Source organism: Streptococcus macedonicus ACA-DC 198 (genome assembly GCA_000283635.1).
In the GTDB taxonomy this organism is placed as follows: domain Bacteria; phylum Bacillota; class Bacilli; order Lactobacillales; family Streptococcaceae; genus Streptococcus; species Streptococcus macedonicus.
Window position 1 is genome coordinate 1,959,251 of sequence record HE613569.1, and the last position, 22,469, is coordinate 1,981,719.

21 protein-coding genes and 1 pseudogene are annotated in these 22,469 nt (G+C 37.1%); all 22 read right to left on the reverse strand.

Going from position 1 to position 22,469, the window contains the following annotated elements; genetic code table 11:
- Window positions 1-4: 4 nt before the first annotated feature.
- A complete protein-coding gene (locus SMA_RS09715) occupies window positions 5-2,668 on the reverse strand; it encodes a phage tail tip lysozyme (protein WP_014295372.1) in 2,664 nt (887 codons plus the stop codon).
- Between the two features lie 85 nt (window positions 2,669-2,753).
- Entirely contained in the window at window positions 2,754-3,008 is a 255-nt protein-coding gene (locus SMA_RS09720) for a hypothetical protein (protein WP_014295373.1), read from the reverse strand.
- Window positions 3,009-3,021: 13 nt separating this feature from the next.
- Complete coding sequence (locus SMA_RS11500; RefSeq protein WP_158309482.1) at window positions 3,022-3,195, reverse strand: hypothetical protein; 174 nt, start codon at window positions 3,193-3,195, stop codon at window positions 3,022-3,024.
- Between the two features lie 2 nt (window positions 3,196-3,197).
- Window positions 3,198-5,564 (reverse strand): VirB4-like conjugal transfer ATPase, CD1110 family, encoded by a 2,367-nt coding sequence (locus SMA_RS09725; RefSeq protein ID WP_014295374.1) that lies wholly within the window; start codon window positions 5,562-5,564, stop codon window positions 3,198-3,200.
- A complete protein-coding gene (locus SMA_RS09730; RefSeq protein ID WP_014295375.1) occupies window positions 5,539-5,895 on the reverse strand; it encodes a PrgI family mobile element protein in 357 nt (118 codons plus the stop codon). The genes SMA_RS09725 and SMA_RS09730 overlap by 26 nt, the downstream gene beginning before the upstream one ends.
- A 56-nt stretch (window positions 5,896-5,951) precedes the next feature.
- A complete protein-coding gene (locus SMA_RS09735; protein WP_014295376.1) occupies window positions 5,952-6,704 on the reverse strand; it encodes a hypothetical protein in 753 nt (250 codons plus the stop codon).
- Between the two features lie 58 nt (window positions 6,705-6,762).
- Window positions 6,763-7,335 (reverse strand): hypothetical protein, encoded by a 573-nt coding sequence (locus tag SMA_RS09740; protein WP_014295377.1) that lies wholly within the window; start codon window positions 7,333-7,335, stop codon window positions 6,763-6,765.
- 79 nt (window positions 7,336-7,414) lie between these two features.
- The gene (locus SMA_RS09745) at window positions 7,415-7,642 is read right to left on the reverse strand and encodes a hypothetical protein (RefSeq protein WP_000379152.1); all 228 of its coding nucleotides are present in this window, start codon (window positions 7,640-7,642) and stop codon (window positions 7,415-7,417) included.
- A 191-nt stretch (window positions 7,643-7,833) separates the two neighbouring features.
- Window positions 7,834-11,178, reverse strand: a complete 3,345-nt coding sequence (locus SMA_RS09750; RefSeq protein WP_014295378.1) for a GBS Bsp-like repeat-containing protein — start codon at window positions 11,176-11,178, stop codon at window positions 7,834-7,836.
- A gap of 140 nt (window positions 11,179-11,318) precedes the next feature.
- Window positions 11,319-14,714 (reverse strand): SspB-related isopeptide-forming adhesin, encoded by a 3,396-nt coding sequence (locus SMA_RS09755; protein WP_014295379.1) that lies wholly within the window; start codon window positions 14,712-14,714, stop codon window positions 11,319-11,321.
- A 23-nt stretch (window positions 14,715-14,737) separates the two neighbouring features.
- Window positions 14,738-15,547, reverse strand: a complete 810-nt coding sequence (locus SMA_RS09760) for an LPXTG cell wall anchor domain-containing protein (protein ID WP_014295380.1) — start codon at window positions 15,545-15,547, stop codon at window positions 14,738-14,740.
- Between the two features lie 12 nt (window positions 15,548-15,559).
- A complete protein-coding gene (locus SMA_RS09765) occupies window positions 15,560-15,886 on the reverse strand; it encodes a hypothetical protein (RefSeq protein WP_014295381.1) in 327 nt (108 codons plus the stop codon).
- A 240-nt stretch (window positions 15,887-16,126) separates the two neighbouring features.
- Window positions 16,127-16,285, reverse strand: a complete 159-nt coding sequence (locus SMA_RS11620; RefSeq protein WP_014295382.1) for a hypothetical protein — start codon at window positions 16,283-16,285, stop codon at window positions 16,127-16,129.
- Window positions 16,278-17,188: pseudogene (locus tag SMA_RS12420) on the reverse strand (replication initiator protein A). Before SMA_RS12420 ends, SMA_RS11620 begins: the two are co-directional and overlap by 8 nt.
- A gap of 4 nt (window positions 17,189-17,192) precedes the next feature.
- Complete coding sequence (locus SMA_RS11625; RefSeq protein ID WP_006531779.1) at window positions 17,193-17,354, reverse strand: hypothetical protein; 162 nt, start codon at window positions 17,352-17,354, stop codon at window positions 17,193-17,195.
- Between the two features lie 182 nt (window positions 17,355-17,536).
- Complete coding sequence (locus SMA_RS09780; RefSeq protein WP_006531778.1) at window positions 17,537-17,938, reverse strand: DUF3021 domain-containing protein; 402 nt, start codon at window positions 17,936-17,938, stop codon at window positions 17,537-17,539.
- A 10-nt stretch (window positions 17,939-17,948) separates the two neighbouring features.
- Complete coding sequence (locus tag SMA_RS09785; protein ID WP_014295384.1) at window positions 17,949-18,404, reverse strand: LytTR family DNA-binding domain-containing protein; 456 nt, start codon at window positions 18,402-18,404, stop codon at window positions 17,949-17,951.
- Window positions 18,405-18,417: 13 nt separating this feature from the next.
- Window positions 18,418-19,257 (reverse strand): ABC transporter permease, encoded by an 840-nt coding sequence (locus SMA_RS09790; protein ID WP_014295385.1) that lies wholly within the window; start codon window positions 19,255-19,257, stop codon window positions 18,418-18,420.
- Between the two features lies 1 nt (window position 19,258).
- Complete coding sequence (locus SMA_RS09795; RefSeq protein ID WP_014295386.1) at window positions 19,259-20,110, reverse strand: ABC transporter ATP-binding protein; 852 nt, start codon at window positions 20,108-20,110, stop codon at window positions 19,259-19,261.
- Window positions 20,111-20,232: 122 nt separating this feature from the next.
- Window positions 20,233-21,240: an RNA-binding cell elongation regulator Jag/EloR gene (jag, locus tag SMA_RS09800; RefSeq protein WP_014295387.1), complete on the reverse strand. Its 1,008-nt coding sequence runs from the start codon at window positions 21,238-21,240 to the stop codon at window positions 20,233-20,235.
- A gap of 12 nt (window positions 21,241-21,252) precedes the next feature.
- The gene (locus tag SMA_RS09805; RefSeq protein WP_014295388.1) at window positions 21,253-22,068 is read right to left on the reverse strand and encodes a YidC/Oxa1 family membrane protein insertase; all 816 of its coding nucleotides are present in this window, start codon (window positions 22,066-22,068) and stop codon (window positions 21,253-21,255) included.
- On the reverse strand, window positions 22,052-22,411 hold the full coding sequence (gene rnpA, locus SMA_RS09810) for a ribonuclease P protein component (protein ID WP_014295389.1): 360 nt from the start codon (window positions 22,409-22,411) through the stop codon (window positions 22,052-22,054). The genes SMA_RS09805 and rnpA overlap by 17 nt, the downstream gene beginning before the upstream one ends.
- Window positions 22,412-22,469: the final 58 nt, after the last annotated feature.

The window sequence follows — 22,469 nt, forward strand, 5'->3', positions numbered from 1 at the left end:
ACTATTAAGGTGTTGCAAACGTGTAGTATGGAGCGTTACGACAAACACGCCAGTGAATTTGACTTTGATTACCTGCATAATTACATTCAGATACCAAAAAGCTACCATCAGCATTGACCGCTTCAACAATCATAACGTGTCCATACTGAGGATAGGTGCTATCAAAGCCACCAGCCGTTGAACAAACAGCTCCTGCCGTTGGCATTGTACTAAATTTCCAACCTTTGGCGACAAGATTTCCTACCCAGCTTTTACCATCACCAAGGTGACCATAACTTCCTGATAAATCCGTAATTTCACCTAGTTCAACCAGACGATTATAAGCATACCAAGTACATTGACCTGCAGGATAACCATTACCAGGTTGTGTTGTCATGCTGACACCTGTTGGCATGCTCTTAATTTTGTCCCGATACTCCTCAGGGAAATTCCAAGAGGAAGCCATTGTTCCACCACCTGCGATTGATTGGTGGAACCAAGACAATGTTTGTTTAGCATAGCTTTGACGTTGAGAAAGTGTACCATTGTTGATACCTTCCCACTTTGTTAAGAAGGTTCTGGTTAGACTATCTGTATCAGAATTAGAACTTAACACACTTTTTAAAATGTTTTGATAATAAGGTGAATCACCTTCTAACATAAAGCGAATTTGTGTTTCTAGCTCATACCATTTTTTACCAATAGAATTTGCATAATTGATTAGCATAGTATGACGAGTACCGCCATCGGTGGTATCCGTCCATTGACCAAGTCCGATCCCACGATGAAGGATATTAGGATAACCACCACCGTAGATTGCTGTACCACCCATATTCAACCAATTTGCATCATCCCAGCACCCATCAGATGCTCCGATGGGTGGGCTAAGATAATCACCTTCGGCTCGTTTTGGGGTAATGGATGACTCAACGGCAAAATTACCAACAACAGCAGCAATTCCATTATCAGTAGCACTTGGATAAAACTTCTTCATTAAGTCATAAAATTGTTTAGCACGTCCACTCAATTCAGATGATGTTCGCATAATGACAGTTGTTTGAGCGTACTTAACAAACGGGAAATAAAAACCAGGATTAACTAACACCCAAACGTTTGTCTTATTTTTCTTTGTCTGCTCCGTATAACCATATGAAACATCTTTATTTTTTATGTCTTGCAACCACTGAGAATCTTTAGCATCGACTTCACCATAGTTTTTGGCATAGGCAATCTTTTGTGAACCACCAGAAACGGTTCCAAGCTCGGCTCCTGCTTCAACTTTATCACCTGTCTTAACTCGAATAGCTGAAACACCATAATAAATGAAACGTGCATCACTATCTGAAATAATTAAGTTAGTTGTTTTCGTTTCGTTACCTTTTAAATCTTTTGTTGTAACCGTAACCTTACCATCCATGACTGCATAAAGCTTTTGACCTGATTGAGCCTGAAGCGTTGTCGTTGGATCAATTTTATCTTTAGACGTATATCCATATCGCTTTGAAACAGTTAGATAATCTGTATCGCTTTTGGCATCATCCGCAGAATAAAAAGGATTAATCAATTCTTGAGTAGCTAAGTATTTTCCTGTTTCGGATTGACTCTCAAGAATTTCTTTATAATCAGCTAAATCAGCTTTATCTAGTTTCATCCAGGCTTTACCGTTAGTATAAAGCTCAGCCATAGTTTTTAGGTTATCAATATCGCTATTTTCTTCTTTCCAAATATCATCCAGCGCATCTGAAAAATGATTAAAACCAAGGGCACCTGTTAATTTACCACCTGTCCCATCATCCCAGTTAGCATCTGGTTCCCATTCACCACCATAGCGAAAGTTCATGTAAAGCAAGATAGAATCAATATCCGTGTAATATTCAACTTGGTCAGATGATTTTTGGCGGTCAACTTGTGAAATATGAAGCCAGGATTGATTAAGTGTAAAATCATTTTGTTGAATAACATTACTTGAAAAAATTGAGGATACAATGATTACCAAAAACAAGATAAAAGCAAGAACAGCACTGACAATCCATGTAATGGGGTTAGCTAATAACGTTGCTGCTGCACTTGCTGCCGTTTTTACAGCTGAAGCAGTTGCTTGTGCTACTTTTGTAGCAGCTTTTGCTGTTGTTTTAGTTGCAAACTTAGTTCCTGCTTTGGTGCTTTTATAAGCTCCTCGACTAACTTTAACCATGCCTTTACTTTTTCGATAGGCTAGTTTAGCACCTCGCCAAGTCACTTTACCAGCTTGTTTAGCAACTGCTTTTGACTGTCTTGTTCGATATTGTAAATTTTGTAAATCGGACAAGGTATCATCCTGGTCCATTGCAGTAGTTTTAATCTGATGACTAGCATTTAAAGCTATATTCTTACCAGTTCGTCTAGCTTTCTGACCAATGGTTGGATTAGTCTTTCTGACTTTCTTTTTGATTTTCTTGGTAGCTTTCTTTTCAGCTAATGCTTTCTCTAGGTCGTCAACAATCTTTTCACCGTCAACATCTTTATCAATGCCTTTCTCAGCTCTCCTTAAAGATGCTCTAGCATGTTTCACCTTAATCTTAGCTTCATGATGCTCCTTTTTAGCAGCGTTTTGAGCTTTCTTAGCTGATAACTGATTATGACGTTGCACACTTTCTTTAATGTGACGATTTCTCACCACACGCTTTCTTAAATCTTTTTTGTCAGACATGGTTCACCTCCTCTCAAAAATGGTTGAAATTAATAAAAATAATTTTTTAAAAGTAGATAACTTTTAAAGATAATGACAACAGCCACTAGTTATTATGTTGCTCAGCTTTCCGCTGTGCAGCTATCGCTTTTATATCAGCTTCTAGCCATTTCTTATGCTTTCGATGATGAATATAAGCAAGTACTGCTAAAAACGACAACAGCAAAAGACCAGCAGCAACTAAGCCAAATACAAACTTAATAGTTATGACGCTAAAAATAACACCTAAAGCTATCAGAATTCTTTTTTCACTAGCTTTTGCTTCTTGTTGAAGTTTAGTATCCAAATCTTTTAAAGTCATAGCAAGCTTCCTTTTAAAACATAGTACTGAAAAATATAGTCATTATTGCAATCCCTAAAACTAACACTCCTTTAAAAAACTTTTCTTCGTTTTTTATTTCTAATTCAATCTGTTTGAACATCATGATTAGTCCAACAACAAAGATTAACGGACTAATAACAACTAGCAAGTCAAGTATGGTTTCCATTTTTATTCTCCCTCAAGTTTACGGTAAGCATCAGTAGCAACCAACCTGAACAACTCAGTATTCTTAGGAATTGGATTTTCAAATGGTACTGCTGTTTGACCTGCAATGATTAGCCCTGTGCCTTTCGCTTTAGGCTTTTCAACATAACGAATAAGTGCATCTGTCAAATTGATAGTTTGAGTTAAGTATTGTAAATCTGTTTTCTTCTGCTTCAGCAAAACAATAAACTCACTATTTGAAATCAATTTACGTCCTTCAGTACGAGCTAATAGTGTTTCAACGTTTTGAGTAATTCCAGTTGGGATAGCACCATACTTACGAACACGAGCGTAAAGGTTTGTAAAGAACTCTGCTTGATTATCTGTCAAGAATTGATTTTGCATTTCATCAAAATAAATGCGAGTTGTTAGTTTACCTTGATTGTTAACGACTTGGTTCCAGATATAATCTTGTACAACCATTAAGGCAAATGGTTTCAATTTACCATCAAGTTTTTTCAAGTTGAAAATAACCACTTGATTATTCAAGTTAACATTAGTCTCATGTGCAAAAATATCTTGAGAACCATTCGTATACGATTCTGACTTCAAAGCCAAATCTTGAGCTACATCTTCAGGTTGTTCCAACAGAATGTTGTACCAATCTTTTAAAGTCGGTGTTCTATCAGTGATACGTTCATAACATAGACGTGTGACACGGTCAATAATCGAAAAATCTTCATCAGTAACTTCTTGAAGAATATTTTCAAAAAGTCCCATAATAAGCGATGATTTTTCACCAATTGGGTCAGCATCTTCAGCCGATAGATTTTCTTCATCTGGTAAATCCATCAAATTCAAGTGGGTTTGTGAACCTGGGAAAATATCGATTAGTTGGGCATCAAATGCACGTCCAATATCAGAATATTCATCCTCAGGGTCAACAATAATAATACGGTCATCAGGATACCTTAAAATCGTTGGAATAACTTCACTCGTTTTAACAAATACAGACTTTCCAGAACCAGAAGAACCTAGGATAACACCAGAAGACGTGTTCAAATCACGTTGACGATCAAGCGTAATAATATTGTTTGAAATTTGATTTTGTCCGTAATAAATCGCCATCGGACTACTACTTTGCAAGTCAGTATTTGTAAACGGAATTTGTGTGGCAATGTTGGTTGTTGTCATATCACGCATGAAACGGCGTTTAACATCCAAATAAGTTTTTCCGATTGGCAACATGGTATTAAGCGCTTCTTCTTGGTGATAGTAAGTTTCCTCAAAATCAACCACATGCTTACGTCCAGCTTGTTTGACACGGTTTGTATAATCAGCAAGTTCTTCAGGTGTATCTGCTTTTAGCATGACTGCAAAAATACCTGAAAACATTTTTTGGTCATTATCATTAATTTCAGTACTCCATTTAGCGGCTTCTTCTGCAGTAGCTTGAGCTACACCTGATACTGCTAAATTTCCTGAGATACCTTTATCTGCAGCAACCTTTTGAGACTTAATCATATCCATTTTTACCCCTGCTTCAGCTGTATTGATTTTCTGAACAGCGTCTGCTGGATCATACGGTTTAGCATGAATAGTAATAGCTAATTCAATCCCAATATCTGTGATTGACTTGATAAGACGGTCATTTAGAAAAGCTGGGAAGCTTCTAGCAAAAAGAACTTTGCAGTACTTTTTATCCATCATAAATTGGTCTTGTTGGAACCAAATCCGTCCAGGAGCAACAAAAGATTTTGTTGTTAAACCGCTAATCCGAACATCTTTGTAATCAACGTTAAGATATGGGTTACCTCTCAACAAATCAGCGAAAATATTTAATCGTTCTGTTCCTGTTAAAGGTGTGAAGGGAATATCAATCACTTGGAATTGTTTTGAAAAGTTATTTTCAACATCATTTAATTTTCGATAAGCTTGTTTACGATCTCGTGCAGACGTTGAAACAGTGATAAATTTTTCAACCTTAAAATTATTTTGGTCAGTCGCAAAACGTGACGTAATCATATCATTATATTCTTGACGATAGACATCACGATCATCACTTTCAAGTTCATAGGTAATTTGATTTAAAAGCGTTGATGGAACTGGACGATTAATAATAAGTAATTGGTAAGTATTGTCACTGTCTAATCCATTCAGAGCTTCAACATAATAATCAATAATATCAAGCTTTTCATCCTCATCAGCTGTGATATAGTTAGTATCGCCCAACTCCCAAGTCTTAGAGTATTCTTCATCAACAATGTGCATTAATCCATCTTCAAATAAAGACGTGTATTTAATTGTGTTTTGAGTGCTAGCTTTCAAAGCTTTCTTAAGTTGCTTTGCTCGCTCTTTATCTTCTTTAGTCAAAGTTGTCGTTCCATTCATGGACGCCCTTTTCTTGAATAAACGTACCATTCATATCCTCACTTTCAAAATCTGTTTGATAAGCACGTTCTTGTACTGTAAATTTAAACATTAGAACTTCTTTAATATGTTCATCTTTCTTTATGCCATAAACAAATGATGGCGGAACAGTTAAAGCTAGTGCTAGATAGAACAAAATGTCAGGCAATTTCAAAAAAGAAATCAATGTTGCTAAAGCAACACCAAAGATAATCCCAAATAGCATGACAAGCTGACGCCAAGTAAAACCACCAACGACACTTCGTTCAAACTGGTCAATTGCTTTAAAAAATTCAGAACCTAGTTTGTTCATTTTTCTCCTTTCTACCCAATACCCAAAAAGCACCTCTTAATCAGAGATGCTTTTTATTAAGATACATTAAGTAATTGTTTGGCTTTACGTTGTGAACCAATCAGCAAAATCAAGAAGACTACACATTTACCTATATAGCTAAAACCTGCTGAAAAAGAGCCTAACCAAGAATCTTTTGAAATCTGAATTGCAGTATCAATGTTGAAACCTTGCCAGATAGCAAGCAACAATACAATAACCGCTCCTTGTAGTGCTACAGCACCAAACATTTTTAAAAAGTTAATAGCAATATGACGTGTGTTGTCACTCATCCAAAAAGCAACAATTACAGGTGCTATTGCTTTAAAGAAATAAAGTTCAATAAATCGTAATAAAATTATGACTCTTATAGATAGGGTAGCTGCAGCACCAATAATCGAAGCTAAACCATTAACCACTATGCGGACACCAAAATTTCCTTTTTTAATCCAAGTAAAAGTAAACATATTATCATTACCAAAATTTACACCTATCAATTTAGTAACACCATTGGTAAACCACATAATAGCATTTAAAATTGCACCTGACTGAGCCACTAAAAAATAAGCAATAAAATATTTGATTGCAACTTCTAAAAAGAGTTTCCAAGTCATTTCTCCACCTTGGTTCCGAATAAATCTGTACCAAGAGAGCATTTCAATTAAAAATAAAATCGAAATCAGAATATAACCTATTGCCATCAAAGACTTATTGATTGCACCAATCGATGAATTAACTGTTTTATTATAACTTCCTAAAGTCTTAGTTAGTTCAGAAAGAGTTCTATCCATACCTCTCCTTTCTAGCATAATAAAAAAGAGCCTTGAAAATAAGGCTCTCATCCTATAATTATTTGTGTTCTTCTACTTTTGAAAAAGTGGCAACTAATGCAAGTAAAATAATAACAATACCAATAATCCAAGCATCTAACACAGGGTGAGGGAAGAAATTAGGCAGTGCATTTAAGAAAAATTCTTTTCCTAAAATAAAGTCAATAATCTCTCTAAACGGTGTTGGAAAAGGATTACTTTCTAAATTAGAACCATATTTTACATCTGTAATGATTCCAATAATTAATCCAAACATAAATTTAGAAATAAACCAAACCATGAATACACCGATTGCTGATTTGATTAAATTAAAGAAAAGCATTGTTAAATATAGTGGAGACATAAGAATAAAAAATAAAGCTTTGAAAAATCCACGTCCTAGAAAGCCTAAAGCATCCTTTAAGTGTTCGCCAAATGTTGGCTTATAAGATGCGTTAATGCGTTCCAACTCAGCTTGTGACTCTTCTGGTGTATGCCATCTAATACCGAAATGTTCCCATTTAGCATTATCAAGTTCATCCGCTGTTGGTGGACGTCCGTTAGTGGCTTCAAAGTTTTTTGCAAAAGCTACATAATCAAATTCCTTACTCATTCTTATTCTCCTTGTAACCCTTTTACTTACCGTTATCATACCACTTTTTCAACTGATTATCTTACATGTATGTAAGTTATTAGAATGAGATTGAGCGCATAGCCGCAACAATTGCTGCCGCAACACCTGCTGAAATAACTGCAATAGCTCCACCTGAAACCATTGAAGTCATGCCTTGGTCCATCATAGCTGGATTACCATTTTTACGTCCTGAAAAATAGTCAAAGGCTCCTGTTAATACCCACCCAAGACCTACGATTGAAAGAATTGCTCCTAAAGCTGTAACTACACGAACTGCTGTATCCATAATAAATTTCTCCTTTTAAGTGTAATAAAAAAAGACTGTAAATTGTCTTATCAGTTATTTTTACAGTCTTTATCAATAGAGCCTTACCTGCTCCACGCAACAAGCGACCTAGGCGATTTATTTTGACACTATTTAGAAAAAAGGTGACTTGCTGGTTAGAGCAGGCAAAGCCTGTTTTAATAAAGTATTATTTAAATATCTATGATTTTGACAAATGGATTTCCTAAACCACGAGTATCCACACTTTGCGTACTTTGTTCATTCCAAAGTGAGACAATTGGATACCAACCGTTATTGGCTGAATTGTATGGGTCGTAAACATAAGTATTTCCATTTGAATAGCCTTTAAGAACAATCTCATGGCTTGTTCCCCATCCCCACGGAGAGAATTTGTCCTGTTGAACGGCAGCTACCACATGATGCCCTTCTTTAAGAGCACTTGTTAAGGCATCTGAGGAATTAAGAACAGTCGGTGTCAAGCCCCATTGACGAGAGGCAACCAAGATACCATTTCCTGTTGTTCCTTCTGTTCCTCGGTTAAATTCTACCGTATTGTTATAGAGATAGCTTGCCACTGTAGTTGGAAGCACTTCATTTCCTGTTAGAGATGAGAAGACCATGGCAAGACTGGTTGGGACGCAGCCTGTAGATGCCAAAGTGTAGTAACCATAGCGATTACCACCCCAACGACCATCACGTTGATTGTAATACGGTGTGTTGTAGTTGGTTTGTTTAACGGTGAAATCTGTTGATGTCAAGAAATACATCTGCCCATTATCAGATTGATAGGCATGAAGATGATATGTTCCTGTACCAGAATGATTAGCAACATTAATGAGACCACTAGCACTTGTTCCTGAAGTTGTCGCATCATACCACTTAATGTCATCTTGTCCATTCGTATCAGACCAAACAGCGTATTTAACCGTTCCACTTGAATAAACACCTGAAACGTTAACGCTATAGACACCTGTTCCTTTATAAGTCGTTGACACACTAGCTGTTGTTTGTTTATTATTTAAGACATACTGACCAAGATTATAACCTATTGTTTCACCATCTTTAGTTTTCACATAGACGTGAATAGTGTAATCCGCTGAAAGATTGTGGTGATATTTTTCATCAACTGTAATCACAACTTTGCCATTTGACACCTTAGAACTTGTATACCAGTGAATATTTTTTTGATTAGGATCTGACCAAGCCGCAACTGACACACTAGCAACATCTTTCGAAGTTTCTGTCTCTGCAATTACTACTTGTAAAGTACCGTTAGCCTCATTATGATTCTGAACAGTTACCGTTGGCTTTGAAAGGCTTTGATTAAAGGTTAAATCAATCCCATCTGAGCCTGATAAAGCCACAAATGAATGTGTCACTTCACTTGTTCCATAGACATGGACATTATAATGACCTGTCTCAAAGTTATGATTTTTAGCATAGAACGTGTAGGTATAACTTCCGTCTGACTGTTTAGTAGCTTTATACCATTTTAAATCATCTTGATTGTTCTTACTTGTCCATGTTGGCAATTGAATATCATGGATATAAACAGGGACATCAGTTACCGTTACTTTAGCTGAGGTATCACTCACTTTAGTAATACTTACCTTAACTTCTGGTTTTGGGACATCGATACTTGTTGCACTAATGATTTGCATTTGTCCTTTAACAACAGCATAGGTATGAATCAAATAAGGTCCATAATCACCTGTGTAGGTAGCGGTTGTCTTACCACTATGATCAACTTTATACCATTTAAGATCATCTTGGTTATTTTTCGTAGACCAGACCGCATGATAGACCGTTAAGTTTGTACTCACATCACTTGGCATAGTAATGTAAATCCCTTTTTCACCTAAAGAAGCTTGAACCTGTACATCTCCATATTGATAATCTGCTGTGAATCGTGTCCCAAGTAACCCTGTTAAGTTATTTGTCACACGACTATTACCGTACACATGAACGTTGTAAGTCCCTGCTTCTAAGTTGTGAGTCGCTTCACTAAAGATAACATAATAAGAGCCATCAGCGGCTTTTGTTGCCTTATACCACTGAATATCATCTTGACCACCTTTTTCTGTCCACGTTGGTATTTGAATACTATCAATGTAAACTGGGACATCGGTTACCGTCACTTTATAAGTTGTAGCACTTTCTTTGGTGATGGTTGCCTTAGCAGTTGGTGTGGGAACATCAATTGATGTTGCACTCAAACAAACCATGTGACCGTTAACAACGCCGTAAGTATGGATAAGGTATGTGCCATAGTCACCAGTATATTTAGCAGTTAATTGTCCGTTTGAAGGAACTTTGTACCAAACAATATCATCTTGGTCGTTTTTAGCAGACCAGACCGCATGATAAACGGTCATTCCTTGGCTAACATCACTTGGCATTGTGATATTGATACCAGTTTGACCGAGACTTGCTGACACCGCAACATCTCCAAAGGCATAGTCGCCTTGGAAACTTGTTCCCAACAAACCTGTTAGAGAATTGGTAACTGCACTTGTTCCGTAAACATGAACATTGTATTTACCACTTTCAAGGTTATGTTCAGCAACGCTGATAGTTGCAGAGTAGGTTGTCGAACCATCCTTGGTAGTCTTATACCAAATAATATCATCTTGACCACTTTTTTCTGTCCACGTTGGCAAGGTTACACTGGTAATGTAAACTGGTACATCTGTGACAGTCACTTTATAAGTTGTAGCGCTAGCTTTTGTAATGGTTACCTTAGCACTTGGTTTTGGCACGTCAATTGTTGTTCCGTTCAGTCCAGTCATCTTTCCATTGAGATTTTGGTACGTGTGAACATTGTATTTACCGTATGAGCCCGTATATTTAGCGGTTGCTTTTCCGTTGCTATCTGCGGTGTACCAAACTAAGTCATCTTGACCATTAACGTCAGACCAAACGGCAAACATGATTTTAGCGCCATTTGCAATGGCTTGATTGTATTGTAAGTTAAAGCCGCTGCTTGCTAGAGAAACGCTTGTGACTTCATTAGTCGCATTTCCAGTTGCTCCACGCTCAACAGTCACATTGTCAGCTGATTCTTCAACAGTTACTTCTTGTTCATCAGTTTGGACAGAATCTTGTGTGTCAGCTGCTTTATCTTCTGTTTGCTCTGCTATTTCACTATTAGATACTTCTATTTCAGCAATCGTTTGTGAGCTTTCTTCGCTATCTGATGACACGTCTTTTGCTGTTTCAGAATCAGCGTTATCAGTTGTCATCTGTTCTTGAACATCAGCTTGGTTATCTTCAGAAACCGTTTCCTGTTCATCATTAACCGTGACAATTTCTTCACTAACAACAGGCTCTGTTTCAGTAGCAGCCTCGTTATTTTCTGCTTCCGTAGCAACTGAATCAGTTACTAATTCAGTTGTCGTATTGGTTTCAATAGTTGTTTCATCTGCGCTAACACTTGCTGTTCCTAAGGTAGCAATTAAAGCTCCCGACAGAAACAAGGTTCCAATGACACCATAGGCTTTCGATTTTTTGATTGTTCCATGCCCTTTTTGTTTCATAAACACTCCTTCATTCGATGATTAGTTTTGATTATTATAACAAAATTTTAAGCTATTTTTAAGGTAAACGCTTCATTTTCCTTAAAAATCAAAGACCGCACAAGGTCTTGTTCTATTGTGCAGTCTTTAAAAAGTAATCATCAGTCTTCTTTGCGTTTACGAACGCCAAGGATACCAAAGACAAACATTAGTACACCAATAAGTGATGCCATAATATTGAGTGGTGTTGTTTCGTCACCTGTCAATGGCAGAACACTAGATTGAACAACTGGAACATCTTCAACTGGTGTTTCAGGTGTCTCTGGAACTTCTGGTTCTGGTGTGTCAGTCACAACTTCTGTTTGGTAATCAACACCATTGATTGTATTGATAAGAATGTTATGAACGTCACCTGATGCAATACGTTCAGCTTCAAGCCAAGTGTTAACATCGAAAGTACCAACAATACCAAGCGATTGTAAGAAATCACTATCAACAACTAATTTCCAAACTCCTGCTTCTTCATCCCAAGTCACTTTGACGATAGAGTTAACAAACTCTTCATTTGTATCTTGGTTAAACGTGAAGTAGAAAGCGTACTCTGTTCCTTCTGGAATAACGTCACCTGCTTTAATAACTGTTCCTGAAATAGAACCATCTGCGTTAACAGTGTAATCAGTCATCACATCATAAGCAAGTGTCAAATCTTCACTAGCAACGTATTTTGTACCAATAATTTCACTGTGATAGTTACCAGTATAACGGTCATGAACAGTATCCATAATATCTGTTAGATCATATTGCCACAATGTGTCATGACGTTCAGGAATTTCGATACCATCAAGAAGATAATTGATAACTTCACCAAGACCAACCGTTTGATTATCAAGGACGGTATTTGTACCATCTGTACTAATCGCATGTTTTTCTGGTGAGACATCTGGAACTTGAACCGTTACAAGATTTGATTGATAAGCATTTCCGAAGTCAATTTGATAGAAATCATTAGGAACAACAGTGCCTGCATCTGCTGTGAGATAGGCAGGAAGGTCAATGGTAACGTTCTTACCTGCCTTAACATAGTTTGTATAGAAACTTGCAGGGTCTTTAGCTACCCAAAGATAGAATTCACCAACTGGTGATAAACCTGATTGATCCAAAATAGCTTGAACTTCATCTGAAATAGTTTCATCTGATAGAACATGATACATTGTAAAGAGGTCATTCAACTTATTAACAGCAGTTGTTTCTTCGCTATCGTTATCACCTGTATGGTTAGTTGATACGCCGCCTGCTTCTGTAACATCTGCAATGTCAGTAGAAAGCGTTGTTGTTTCGCCATTATCATCAGTCAAACGGATAACAATACCGTCTTCATTAACAGTAAACAAGCCATCTTCAACGTCATCTAAGATAGCAAACCCTTTAGAAATAGCATCTGTTGAAGCTGTTACATCTGTATAAGGTGTGTAATCAGTATTGAGGTGGAAAACAACGTTTTTATCGAAAGTTGTTGACCCATCAATGTCGTTACCATGAGTATCTGTGATTTCCTTCGTTGGTTGAGGCGCTTCTGGCGTTGGTGTTTTTACTGTATTTGAATAAACTTGATAAAGGTTATCATTAACAAGCACTTTATAAGTGTTATCGTAATAAGTAGCATCATAGGCAGGCGCCCAATCAACCGTTGGCACAACTAATTTTTCACCTGTATAAGTTGTTTTATAAGTGAACGTTTCTGTTGCAGCATCGTAGCTGACTTCCCAACCATTCGCAACTGCCGCAGCAATATTGTCATCAACGTTGTAGTATTCCCCTGCTTCGAGTGGATCGATAATCGTAATGGTATCACCAACGTTAAGGTTAGCATAGAGATTTGAAATATCAAGTGTATCTGTTAAGACATCACCTTTAACAGCAGTCTTACCATCCATATCAACACCATCACTATTGGCGCGATCTTTTTCAACCATTGGGCTGTAGTTAAGCTTGTAGTCATGGTAACTTGCTTTAATAGTTTGATTTGTTGTGTCTGACAAACTTGTCAATGCCAAACTTGGTTTTTTTGGATTGACAGCCGTTACCAAATTCGCTTTGACCTCAGGTGGATTTACAGGATCTGGAGCTTTATTGGTATTCGTAAAGCTAATAACGGCTTGACCATGTGTGTTGTAGATCCAGTTATCATCAATATTCAAGAAACCAACATTAGCCAAGGTATCACCGACAGAAACACCGTGTTCATAAGTTAAAGTTGTTGAGCGATTAATGGTATCTGTAAAGGAATCATTACCAGTATGATAAGTACTGTAAATTTCAGTACCGCCAAGCGTATAAACATGGAAGTTTAGATTTTGATTAACCGCATAGTTTGGTCGATAAGCTGTATAAGAGTAAGTATAGAGCTCAACGCTATCCAAATAGACGGTAATATTACCATTACCTTGAGATTCTACATGGTAATTAAGTTTTCCTGTTAGCGTACCTGTACCAAGTGTGCCATAAGTATCATTCAAGCCATCGTTCATATCATGAGTGAAAGTAAAGGTACCATCAGCGTTGATTGTACCATTCATGAACGAATTACCATACGTCAAATTATCAACATCTTGTGTCTTAACACCTGCAGAGACAGAAACGTTTGTCCCATTGTTAAATGCAGCTAAATCAGCTGCATATTGTGCCAAAAGCGCATCAACAGCAGCTTTTTCGCTATTGGCTTGGGCAATAGTGGCATCATTTTGCGCTTGCAAGGCTTCAACATCAGCTACAGAGTTGACAACTTGACTTGATGTTGTTACCGTAACACCTTTATTCTTCAATTCGTTAGCTGCTGCTTCAACCGCTGCATTCAGCTCTTCTGCTTTTGAAACAGTGGCATCATAGTTAGCTTTAGCTTCTACATATTCAGCAACTGCTTCTTTGTTATCAGCTAAGGTTTGTTCAGCTTTTGTTTTAGCTTCGTTATTGGCACTAGCTGTACCGTCAGTAGCTGTTGATGAATCATTTGTCACTGTTACAGTTGTTTCTGAACCGTAAGTATCTTTAGCATTATTAACATAATCGTTATTGGCATCAATAGCAGCTTGCGCATCTGCATACGCTGTATTATTAGCGTTTTGTGTTGCTGTTGCTTGTTCTAGTGAGTCGACTTGTTTTTCTTGGTCGTTAGCAATTTCTGATTTTGTATCATTTAATCCATCAGTTGTTGTATCTGTTCCATAGTCTTTAGCAGCTTCTTTTGTCACGTCAACACCAACGTTGCTAGCTTCTGTCGCAGCAGCTTCCACATTACTGTTATCAATATCTACTGCTAGTGTCCCTTCAGAAGTATTAGCATTTTCTGCATAAACATTGTTATCATTGATGCTTTCGGGTTGACTCGTCACAACTTCTGTCGTGTTATCTGTAGCCGCTGTTGTTTCATCGGCAGAAATACCTGTTGCACCTGCAAAGGTAATGACAGCAGCTCCTAGGGCAATACCTGAAGCTAACCCTTTTGCCCATTTTTTCTTCCGAAAATAACCATGTCCTTGTAATTGTTCTTTCTGATTCATTTGTTATTCTCCTATCCTATTTTTTAATTAAAGTATTGGCGTTTCTTAAAGAATAAACCACCAATAGCGGCTAAGGCACTTCCTAAGATACTTAAAAGTGTTGTATTTTCATCACCTGTCATCGGTAATGTGGTGCTTTCACCAGTTGCGGTTGTGACTGAGATAGTCCCATCACTGTTTGTCGTTGCTCCGATTGATTCAGGACTGGTAATCGTGCCATCAGCCAATACGACTGAGCCATTTTGGGTGCTCACAATCGTAGCGCCTGTGTTGGTGTAGACTGGTGAGTCTGTCGTTACGTCTTGCACGATTTGGCCTGTAACCGTTGAGGTTGTACCAACTTGAGATGCACCAGCATTAGCTGCTGTTTCAGCTGAGATATTTGGATTGTTGGTAGGTACAGATGTGTCTGGAGTGACTGTTGCTGTCCCACCATCCGTTGTTGGAACGGTATGATTTGTTGCCACACCGCCTGCATCATCCACATTAGGAACCTCTTCACTCGGATCTGTATTACTTTCCGTTTGGGTATCGCTATCACCTGTGTGATCTGTTGTCACACCATTATCATCGGTTACCTCTGTAACGTCTGAAGAAGGATTCGTTGGATCAACAGGGACGGTTGGTTCCGTTGTAGAACCTGTGTCTGTTGACGGGGTGGTTGACCCCTCATCAGGGATAACAACCTCTGATGAGGGAGCTGTTGATGGTGTCACTTGCTCTGTTGAGGGAGAAGTGGTGCCATCTGAAATCAATTCATCCGCATAAACTCCTGTTGAAGCCGTTGCTAAAATAGCTGTTGAAAATAAAGCGACTGCTTTAATCTTTTTCATTGGTTTCCTCCTTTATTCATTTCGTTGGCGATGATAGCCAACTCCTGTTAACACAAGAAGATTATCTCCGTTTCGATTAATTCTCTCAGCAATGATAAAGTGTTTTCGCTTGACGGTTAGAATTGCTGAGTAGATCTCGTGAAAACGGAGAATCTCTTCACTAACAACTTGCCAATTGCCATTAACCATTCGTTTTTCTTGCACTACTGCAAACTTTGGTCTGACAATGGCTTGCCTTCCGTCAACAAGGTAAAGAATAGCTTCACCTTGTTGTCCAAGAAGACGTAAGTCTGATAGAGTCATTTCTGGTCTATCAAATACTTTTTGTAAGTTTGGCATAGCAAACTCCTTTCTGCTGCTTATGTAGAAATAAATTCTATCCGCAAATTTAAACGCATGAGTAATACTCACAACTCCTAAACAGGAGTTAAGCCAGGACGTGCCTTCCCTTTTAAAAGGCTGTTACACCGTCTTCCTTATTCATTGTTATTCCATAGGCTTGCTGATCAGATCGGTGTTGGTGTTTAATTATCAAAGGTCACAAGTAGTTTTGTGACTTGCCCAGGTCAATGATTGCTGTTAAGCAACATTGTGTGTTTTGTGAGTGTTGTGGTTTGGATATGATATTGTTGTCATTTCATCATCAGCCAATAATGGAGCATTGTGAGCTTCAACAGTAACTAAGGTAATCCCTATGATAGCTACAAAACTTATGACTACGAATACGACACTAAACATTTTCATCACCTTCTTTTTTCATGCTATAGTAATTTTCAGCATTTAAATGTGCTATACTTTTTTGCTCATACAGTCGCTCTTGTTTTAAGTTTTCTAGTGATTTCAGCAAATACGCTAATGGAGAAGTGCTATCTTTCGGAATACGTTCAATCATGTTTAATACTTCAGCACTTGTTACATAGCCACTTGCTAAATATTGTCCGATTTTCATTTTCTGGTTATGAGTCATTGTTAAAACATTAGGAAACCCAAACAGTTGCTCATTGTATTTATCAGCAATTATTTGCAAGAGAGAATAATACTTTGGTTCAACGAATGGAGTTGATTGATTTTGTGATAATGACTGATTAGTTTCAGTTGACTGTGAAAATTCATTAGAATTTTTCTCAGTCTTTCTAGAACTAATATGATCACTATAATTAGTCTCGTTATATTCAGTCTCATTAGGGGCTGAATTTGACACCACCCCCGTATTATTTTGACACCCCCCTGGTCTAAATTTGACACCCCGGGTAATTCATCATCGTTAGCGTCAAAATCATCAACAATCAAGTTTCCAAGATAAATACGATTAGCAAGGTTTCCTTTACTACTAGTTGACTGTTGAACTTCCTTAATTAAATCGTATTCAGCTAATTGTTTTTTTATCCTTAACAAAGTTGACTTTGATACTTTAAGAATTTTCATTAAACTTGTATTTGAATAAACTAGATAAATTCGTCCCTCTTCATCAACCCAATTATTTCTTAGGGAAAGGCTTAGTCTATCTTTTAAGATTGAATAAGATACTTTTGAATCTAATCGCATATCTTCATAACGAGGACTTTCAAATAAAAGTTTTGGAAGTTTAAAATATCGTTCAGACGTTTCATACTGTTCTACAGTTATTGCATTAAAAACCATAAATCTATACCATTTTAAAATAAAGCTGACCATTTGGTTTTATTTCAATAAGACCAAATTTTTCTAATTCAGCAAGTTGACTTTGACTTTCTTTACGTGAAATTTTTAACTCAAACATCAAAAATTCAATGAGTATTTCACGCGAATGTAGTTCATTAGAAGTCATGTTTGTATCCTTTCTTTTTAGTACAGAAAAAGAGAACAATTTTCATTGCTCTCTTGACTTATAGATTTATTTTATTAATTCTCAAAACTCTAGACACTTACTTTTTGTTTAATTTCAAAGACTTTCTTTTGAGCGTTTGATAGAAGAAAAAGTCCTGAGTCCTGGCAATAATAAGTTAAAATTTATTTTTTAGTTTTTTCTTGTAGTTTCTGGTTAATATTTTTTACACGATGATTAAAATTAATATAAAGCACAAGCCAAATCACTAGGTAAATCAAGGTAAATTCTACCAAAAAATCCCATGACCAAATGAAAGTTGTCGTAATACCATTCAATAAATTTAACCAGCTATTAATACTGTAAACTAAACAAAAATGAATTATAATTTTCCATATCATTGGAATAGTTTCAACCGCAAAAATCATACTAACCAAACCTATCAACCCACTTGTGAAAATAACATTAGCAATTTGTTGAACTGTCTGGGTTTCAGCACCACTTTGCCACAAGAAATAGAGATAGCAAAGACCACCAAAGCCTATTCCAATTAAAATATAGATAACCGCACCTTTAATATATTTCATCACGTCCACCTCACAATCCCAAAGCTTTTTCCAAATCTGACAAATAACGTCTGCTAACATTTGTCGTCACGTCATTTGTAAGCATGGCCAACATATTTCCTGAGAAGCTATTTTCTAAGGATTTTAAATGATTAATATTAATCAGAGCATGCTTTGAGATCTGTACAAAGTCAGGATTAGCTAGACGCTCACGAAACTTGTACAAGCGATCCGTAGTGATAAGTCTTCCATTGGTCGTCTCCAAAATCAAAGAAGTCCCATCAACATCCACAAGAATCAAATCTGACACGCGTAATAACTCTGTACGAACAGCCGTTTTTACTGGCAAAATCTCCACCCTGCCCTGCTCAAATTTCGCTAAATAATCTAAAACATCTTGGACAGCTTGGTCGTATTTTCCACTTCGTACCAAAACTTCAATAGTCTCTTTTGGTAAACTGCTATCCTCTTCAAACTGGTAATGCACCCTTCAACTCCTCTTATTTATGTTTAGTCAATGAAAATCGCTCAAGATATAAGCTTAGTGCCAAAAGAACGACGATGCCACAAATGACAAGACTCACTAAAAGTATTTCTTGATTCAAGGTTGTTAAGGTTTTTAATTTCAAACCAATTCCTAAAAATTCCTTGGCATCTGCGTTTACAGCGTCTTTTGCAATCAAAAGCTGACGATAAGCAGCTGATACGTAGGCTGCAGGTGTTAATTTGACCACTTTTTGTGCAAAATCAGGCAAAGCACCAATCGGCATATAAACCCCAACAAGAAAACCTGAAACAGTTCCAACAATTGTCGCCAAAGCTTCACTTGTTGATAAGGTTTTAATGAATTGCAAGACAAACAAAGCAATTCCTGATCCCATAATAGAACTTAGGAGCATGACTAAAAGGATTTGTGGTAAATAATCTAAATCAAAGCTGACCTCATCTTGCCAGTAGAAGTACAATTTCATAATGGCTAACATAATTAATTGCATGATAAAACCAATCACACTAGAAGAAATTAAATAGCCAAGATAAAGTTTTAAACGAGAAATATCTGTTAATAAAAAGTCTTCCAATTTATGGCTTACCTTATCCTGAACCAATCGCGTAACCCCAGTCCAAGTTGTTGTAATACTCGTAACAGCTAACGTTCCACCTAGAACCCAATTATCAAGAAGTTCTTCCAAATTCGGTGTTCCTGCAAATGAATCCTGCATATTTTTCTGCAAGAAAATCACATAAAGAATAAAAGCAATCAAGGCTCCAAGTAATGAGAAAAAGACACTAGCCTTATTTGAAAAATAAAGTTTTAAGTTTCGTTTTGTCATTGCCCACATCTTACGCCATCTCCCTTCCCGTAATGTTCAAAAAGACATCATTGATATTTGCTTTAACATAATCAAAATCATTAATAACTGTACGTTTATCTGATAAAATGGCCAAAGCTTTTGAAGAATCTTCAACAATAATTTTCAAACGACCATCTCCCAAACGCTTACAGTCAAGGTCTGAGAAAGCAGCTACGTCACTTGTTTCAACCAATAAATATGGTTTTGAATAAGTTTCTTTCAGTTCCTTAGCAGAACCTTTAGCTAAAACCTTCCCGTGGTCAATAATATAGGCCATATCCGCATTCTCAGCCTCTTCAAGGTAATGAGTGGTCAAAAAGATAGTCAAGTTTTCTTCACGTTGTAAGCGATGTAAAATCTCCCAAATCGCGCGACGTGTCTGGATATCAAGTCCTGTCGTTGGTTCATCTAAGAAAAGTAAGTTAGGCTTATTCAAAAGGGCACGAACGATATCAACACGACGACGTTGACCACCTGATAACGTGCCATACTTTTGGTTCAAAAAAGCATCCAAACCTGTCAGATGAATAAGTTTTTCTAACCAAGCTTTATCCTGTTTACGGTAAAACGCTTGGCGACTTTTCAGATTATCTAAAACCGTCAATTCCTCATCAAGAACACTCTCTTGAAAAACCATTCCAATCTTCAAATCTGCTGCCAATTCAATCTCACCTGACGTTGGTTTTAAGAGCCCCGTTAACATCTTCATAGTTGTTGATTTCCCAGCACCATTTGTCCCAATATAAGCTAGCAATTTCCCTTCTTCCACTTCCAAATTCAAGTGCTCAATCACCGTTTTATCTCCGAAGGTCTTGATTAAATCTTTTGTTCTAATTAGCATAATTAACCCTCCCTTTTGACATTATTTTATCAAAAAAAGGCTTGAAATAAAGCCTTTTTTGGTAAGCGGTTAAAAATAAGCGGTAAATGGTATTAAAAAAAGCCCTGACGGGCTTTTAAGTCTTATTGAACAGGCGTTACGACCACGTAGCGATTTGGGTCGTTACCTTCAGAATAACTATCAACACCTTCGATGCTTGTGATAGTTTTATGAACAATTTTGCGTTCACTATTACTCATTGGGTCCATGACATAATCTTTACCAGTTTCAAGCACACGGCTTGCGGCTTTGCGGGTAAATTCAATCAATGTCTCTGTACGGTGTTCCACGTAATCATGAACATTCAAAATCACAGAGAAATTCTTTGAATAACGGTCATGTAGGAAATTTTGTGAAAGTAGTTGAAGTGATTTCAACACTTTTCCGTGATAGCCAATCACACGACCAGCTTCTGGTGTTTCAATTTGCAAATTGATTTGACGGCGATTGTGGCTTGTTTCCACAGTTACCTCAATATCCATTTCGTAGATGATTTTTTTAACATAATCAGCCACTTCTTCTGTCGCTTTTTCGATATCTTTACTCAATTCACGTTGAGCTGGAAATTCGCTGGCCACAAATTCTTCAAAACTTTGGTCTGTGTTAACAGGTTTTGGTGTGTCTGAAACTTCTTTTGGCTCTACAACTGCTTCGTTAACATCGTCTGTTTTTCCGAGCGCTTCTAAAACTTCTGTATGTCCAGCTTCTTCAAGAATGGTTTGTGTTTTTTTCTTGTGCATGACGATGTCTTCCTTGACAGAATCATCGATGACTTCGCCATGTTCTTCCATTTTTTTAATGATGCTGGCTACTTTACGAAGCTCCATAGTATCTTCAAATTTTGATGATACATGCTCATTTTTTTGATTAACTTCTTCTGGCACACCTTTAACTGCTTTTTGGTTAGCACGGTGAGCAGTGACTTCATTAATCCCTTCAATATCTACTTGAGCTGGTTTCTTACCAAAGCCAAAGAAACCTTTTTTCTCACGAGAAACAACCTTAATATGGGCTTTAAGACGTGACAAATTTAACTCTTTCAAGCCCTTTTCAATAGCATCTTCAACAGTTCGACCTGTGAATATTACCATAGTTTTATCCTCTTACTTTCTTCTCTTTTGCGCTTTCTTTTTAGCACGACGAATCTTAGCCGCATGTTCTTTTTCAGCACGTTCCTTAGCTTCACGTTCTGCAATAATCTTAAATGGATTATTTAACAAAAGGATTTGGAACACTTGGAAGGCATTTGATACTGTCCAATAAAGCACAACCCCTGACGCCAAACGGAAACCAAAGAAGAAGATAATGATTGGCATCACGTAGGTCATAAGCGTTATCGCGAAATTTTTCTCACGCGCAGCTTTATTAGTCAACCAAGTTGAAAGGAATGTAAATAGAGCTGCTAAAACAGGCAAGATATAATATGGATCTGGTTGTGACAATTCAATCCACAAGAAAGTACCTGTTTTCAAGAAAGCAACACGAGTCAATGCTTGATACAAAGCCATCAAAATCGGCAATTGAACGACTAGTGGGAGCATCGTCGCATATGGATTAACACCGTATTCCTTGTAAAGCGCTTGGCTTTCCTCTGTCAAGTTCATGCGGCTGTCTGTATCACGACCAGGATATTTTTCTTGCAACTTTTTAAGCTCTGGCTGCAAGTCTTGCATTTTTTGCCCTGATTTGATTTGCATATTGTAAAGCGGCATCATGATTGCTCGAATGATAATGGTAAAGAGAACAATCCCAACTCCGATTCGACCATTAATCGATAACCACTGAATAGCTTTGGCAAAGAAATAAACAATTTGATCCCAGCCATTAGTTGATGAAGCGGTTACTTCGCTGCGCCCACAAGCAGCCAAAAGTATTAAAGTAAGACTACTTAATCCTAATAATTTAATCTTTCTTTTCACTATTTAGACCTTCCTCATATAAATTGGCAAGTTTTAAAACATGGAGTAAATTTTTCTTCACTTCATGATAATCAAGTTCCTCGACACCTTTACGAGCAATGATAACAAAATCATGATGTCGTAAATTTGGTGACAATTCCATGACAACATGTCGAATTTTTCGCTTGATGCTATTTCGGGTAACAGCATTACCAAGTTTTTTGCTTACAGAAAGCCCTACACGATAGTGGCCTTGATTTTTTTCTAATTGATAGACGACAAATTTTCGATTGGCAACACTTGTTCCCTTGCTAAAAATTGCCTGAAAATCTTTGTCACTTTTGACACGATAGGTTTTCTTCAACGTACAACTCCATTCTAAATTATTTTTATTATACCATAAAAATTTAAAAAGCCCTAAC

Bases quoted from the DNA above. Each gene is read 5' to 3' on its own strand.
- SMA_RS09715 (WP_014295372.1), bottom strand. From the start codon at position 2,668: ATGTCTGACAAAAAAGATTTAAGAAAGCGTGTGGTGAGAAATCGTCAC.
- SMA_RS09720 (WP_014295373.1), bottom strand. From the start codon at position 3,008: ATGACTTTAAAAGATTTGGATACTAAACTTCAACAAGAAGCAAAAGCT.
- SMA_RS11500 (WP_158309482.1), bottom strand. From the start codon at position 3,195: ATGGAAACCATACTTGACTTGCTAGTTGTTATTAGTCCGTTAATCTTT.
- SMA_RS09725 (WP_014295374.1), bottom strand. From the start codon at position 5,564: ATGAATGGAACGACAACTTTGACTAAAGAAGATAAAGAGCGAGCAAAG.
- SMA_RS09730 (WP_014295375.1), bottom strand. From the start codon at position 5,895: ATGAACAAACTAGGTTCTGAATTTTTTAAAGCAATTGACCAGTTTGAA.
- SMA_RS09735 (WP_014295376.1), bottom strand. From the start codon at position 6,704: ATGGATAGAACTCTTTCTGAACTAACTAAGACTTTAGGAAGTTATAAT.
- SMA_RS09740 (WP_014295377.1), bottom strand. From the start codon at position 7,335: ATGAGTAAGGAATTTGATTATGTAGCTTTTGCAAAAAACTTTGAAGCC.
- SMA_RS09745 (WP_000379152.1), bottom strand. From the start codon at position 7,642: ATGGATACAGCAGTTCGTGTAGTTACAGCTTTAGGAGCAATTCTTTCA.
- SMA_RS09750 (WP_014295378.1), bottom strand. From the start codon at position 11,178: ATGAAACAAAAAGGGCATGGAACAATCAAAAAATCGAAAGCCTATGGT.
- SMA_RS09755 (WP_014295379.1), bottom strand. From the start codon at position 14,714: ATGAATCAGAAAGAACAATTACAAGGACATGGTTATTTTCGGAAGAAA.
- SMA_RS09760 (WP_014295380.1), bottom strand. From the start codon at position 15,547: ATGAAAAAGATTAAAGCAGTCGCTTTATTTTCAACAGCTATTTTAGCA.
- SMA_RS09765 (WP_014295381.1), bottom strand. From the start codon at position 15,886: ATGCCAAACTTACAAAAAGTATTTGATAGACCAGAAATGACTCTATCA.
- SMA_RS11620 (WP_014295382.1), bottom strand. From the start codon at position 16,285: ATGTTTAGTGTCGTATTCGTAGTCATAAGTTTTGTAGCTATCATAGGG.
- SMA_RS11625 (WP_006531779.1), bottom strand. From the start codon at position 17,354: ATGACTTCTAATGAACTACATTCGCGTGAAATACTCATTGAATTTTTG.
- SMA_RS09780 (WP_006531778.1), bottom strand. From the start codon at position 17,938: ATGAAATATATTAAAGGTGCGGTTATCTATATTTTAATTGGAATAGGC.
- SMA_RS09790 (WP_014295385.1), bottom strand. From the start codon at position 19,257: ATGTGGGCAATGACAAAACGAAACTTAAAACTTTATTTTTCAAATAAG.
- SMA_RS09795 (WP_014295386.1), bottom strand. From the start codon at position 20,110: ATGCTAATTAGAACAAAAGATTTAATCAAGACCTTCGGAGATAAAACG.
- jag (WP_014295387.1), bottom strand. From the start codon at position 21,240: ATGGTAATATTCACAGGTCGAACTGTTGAAGATGCTATTGAAAAGGGC.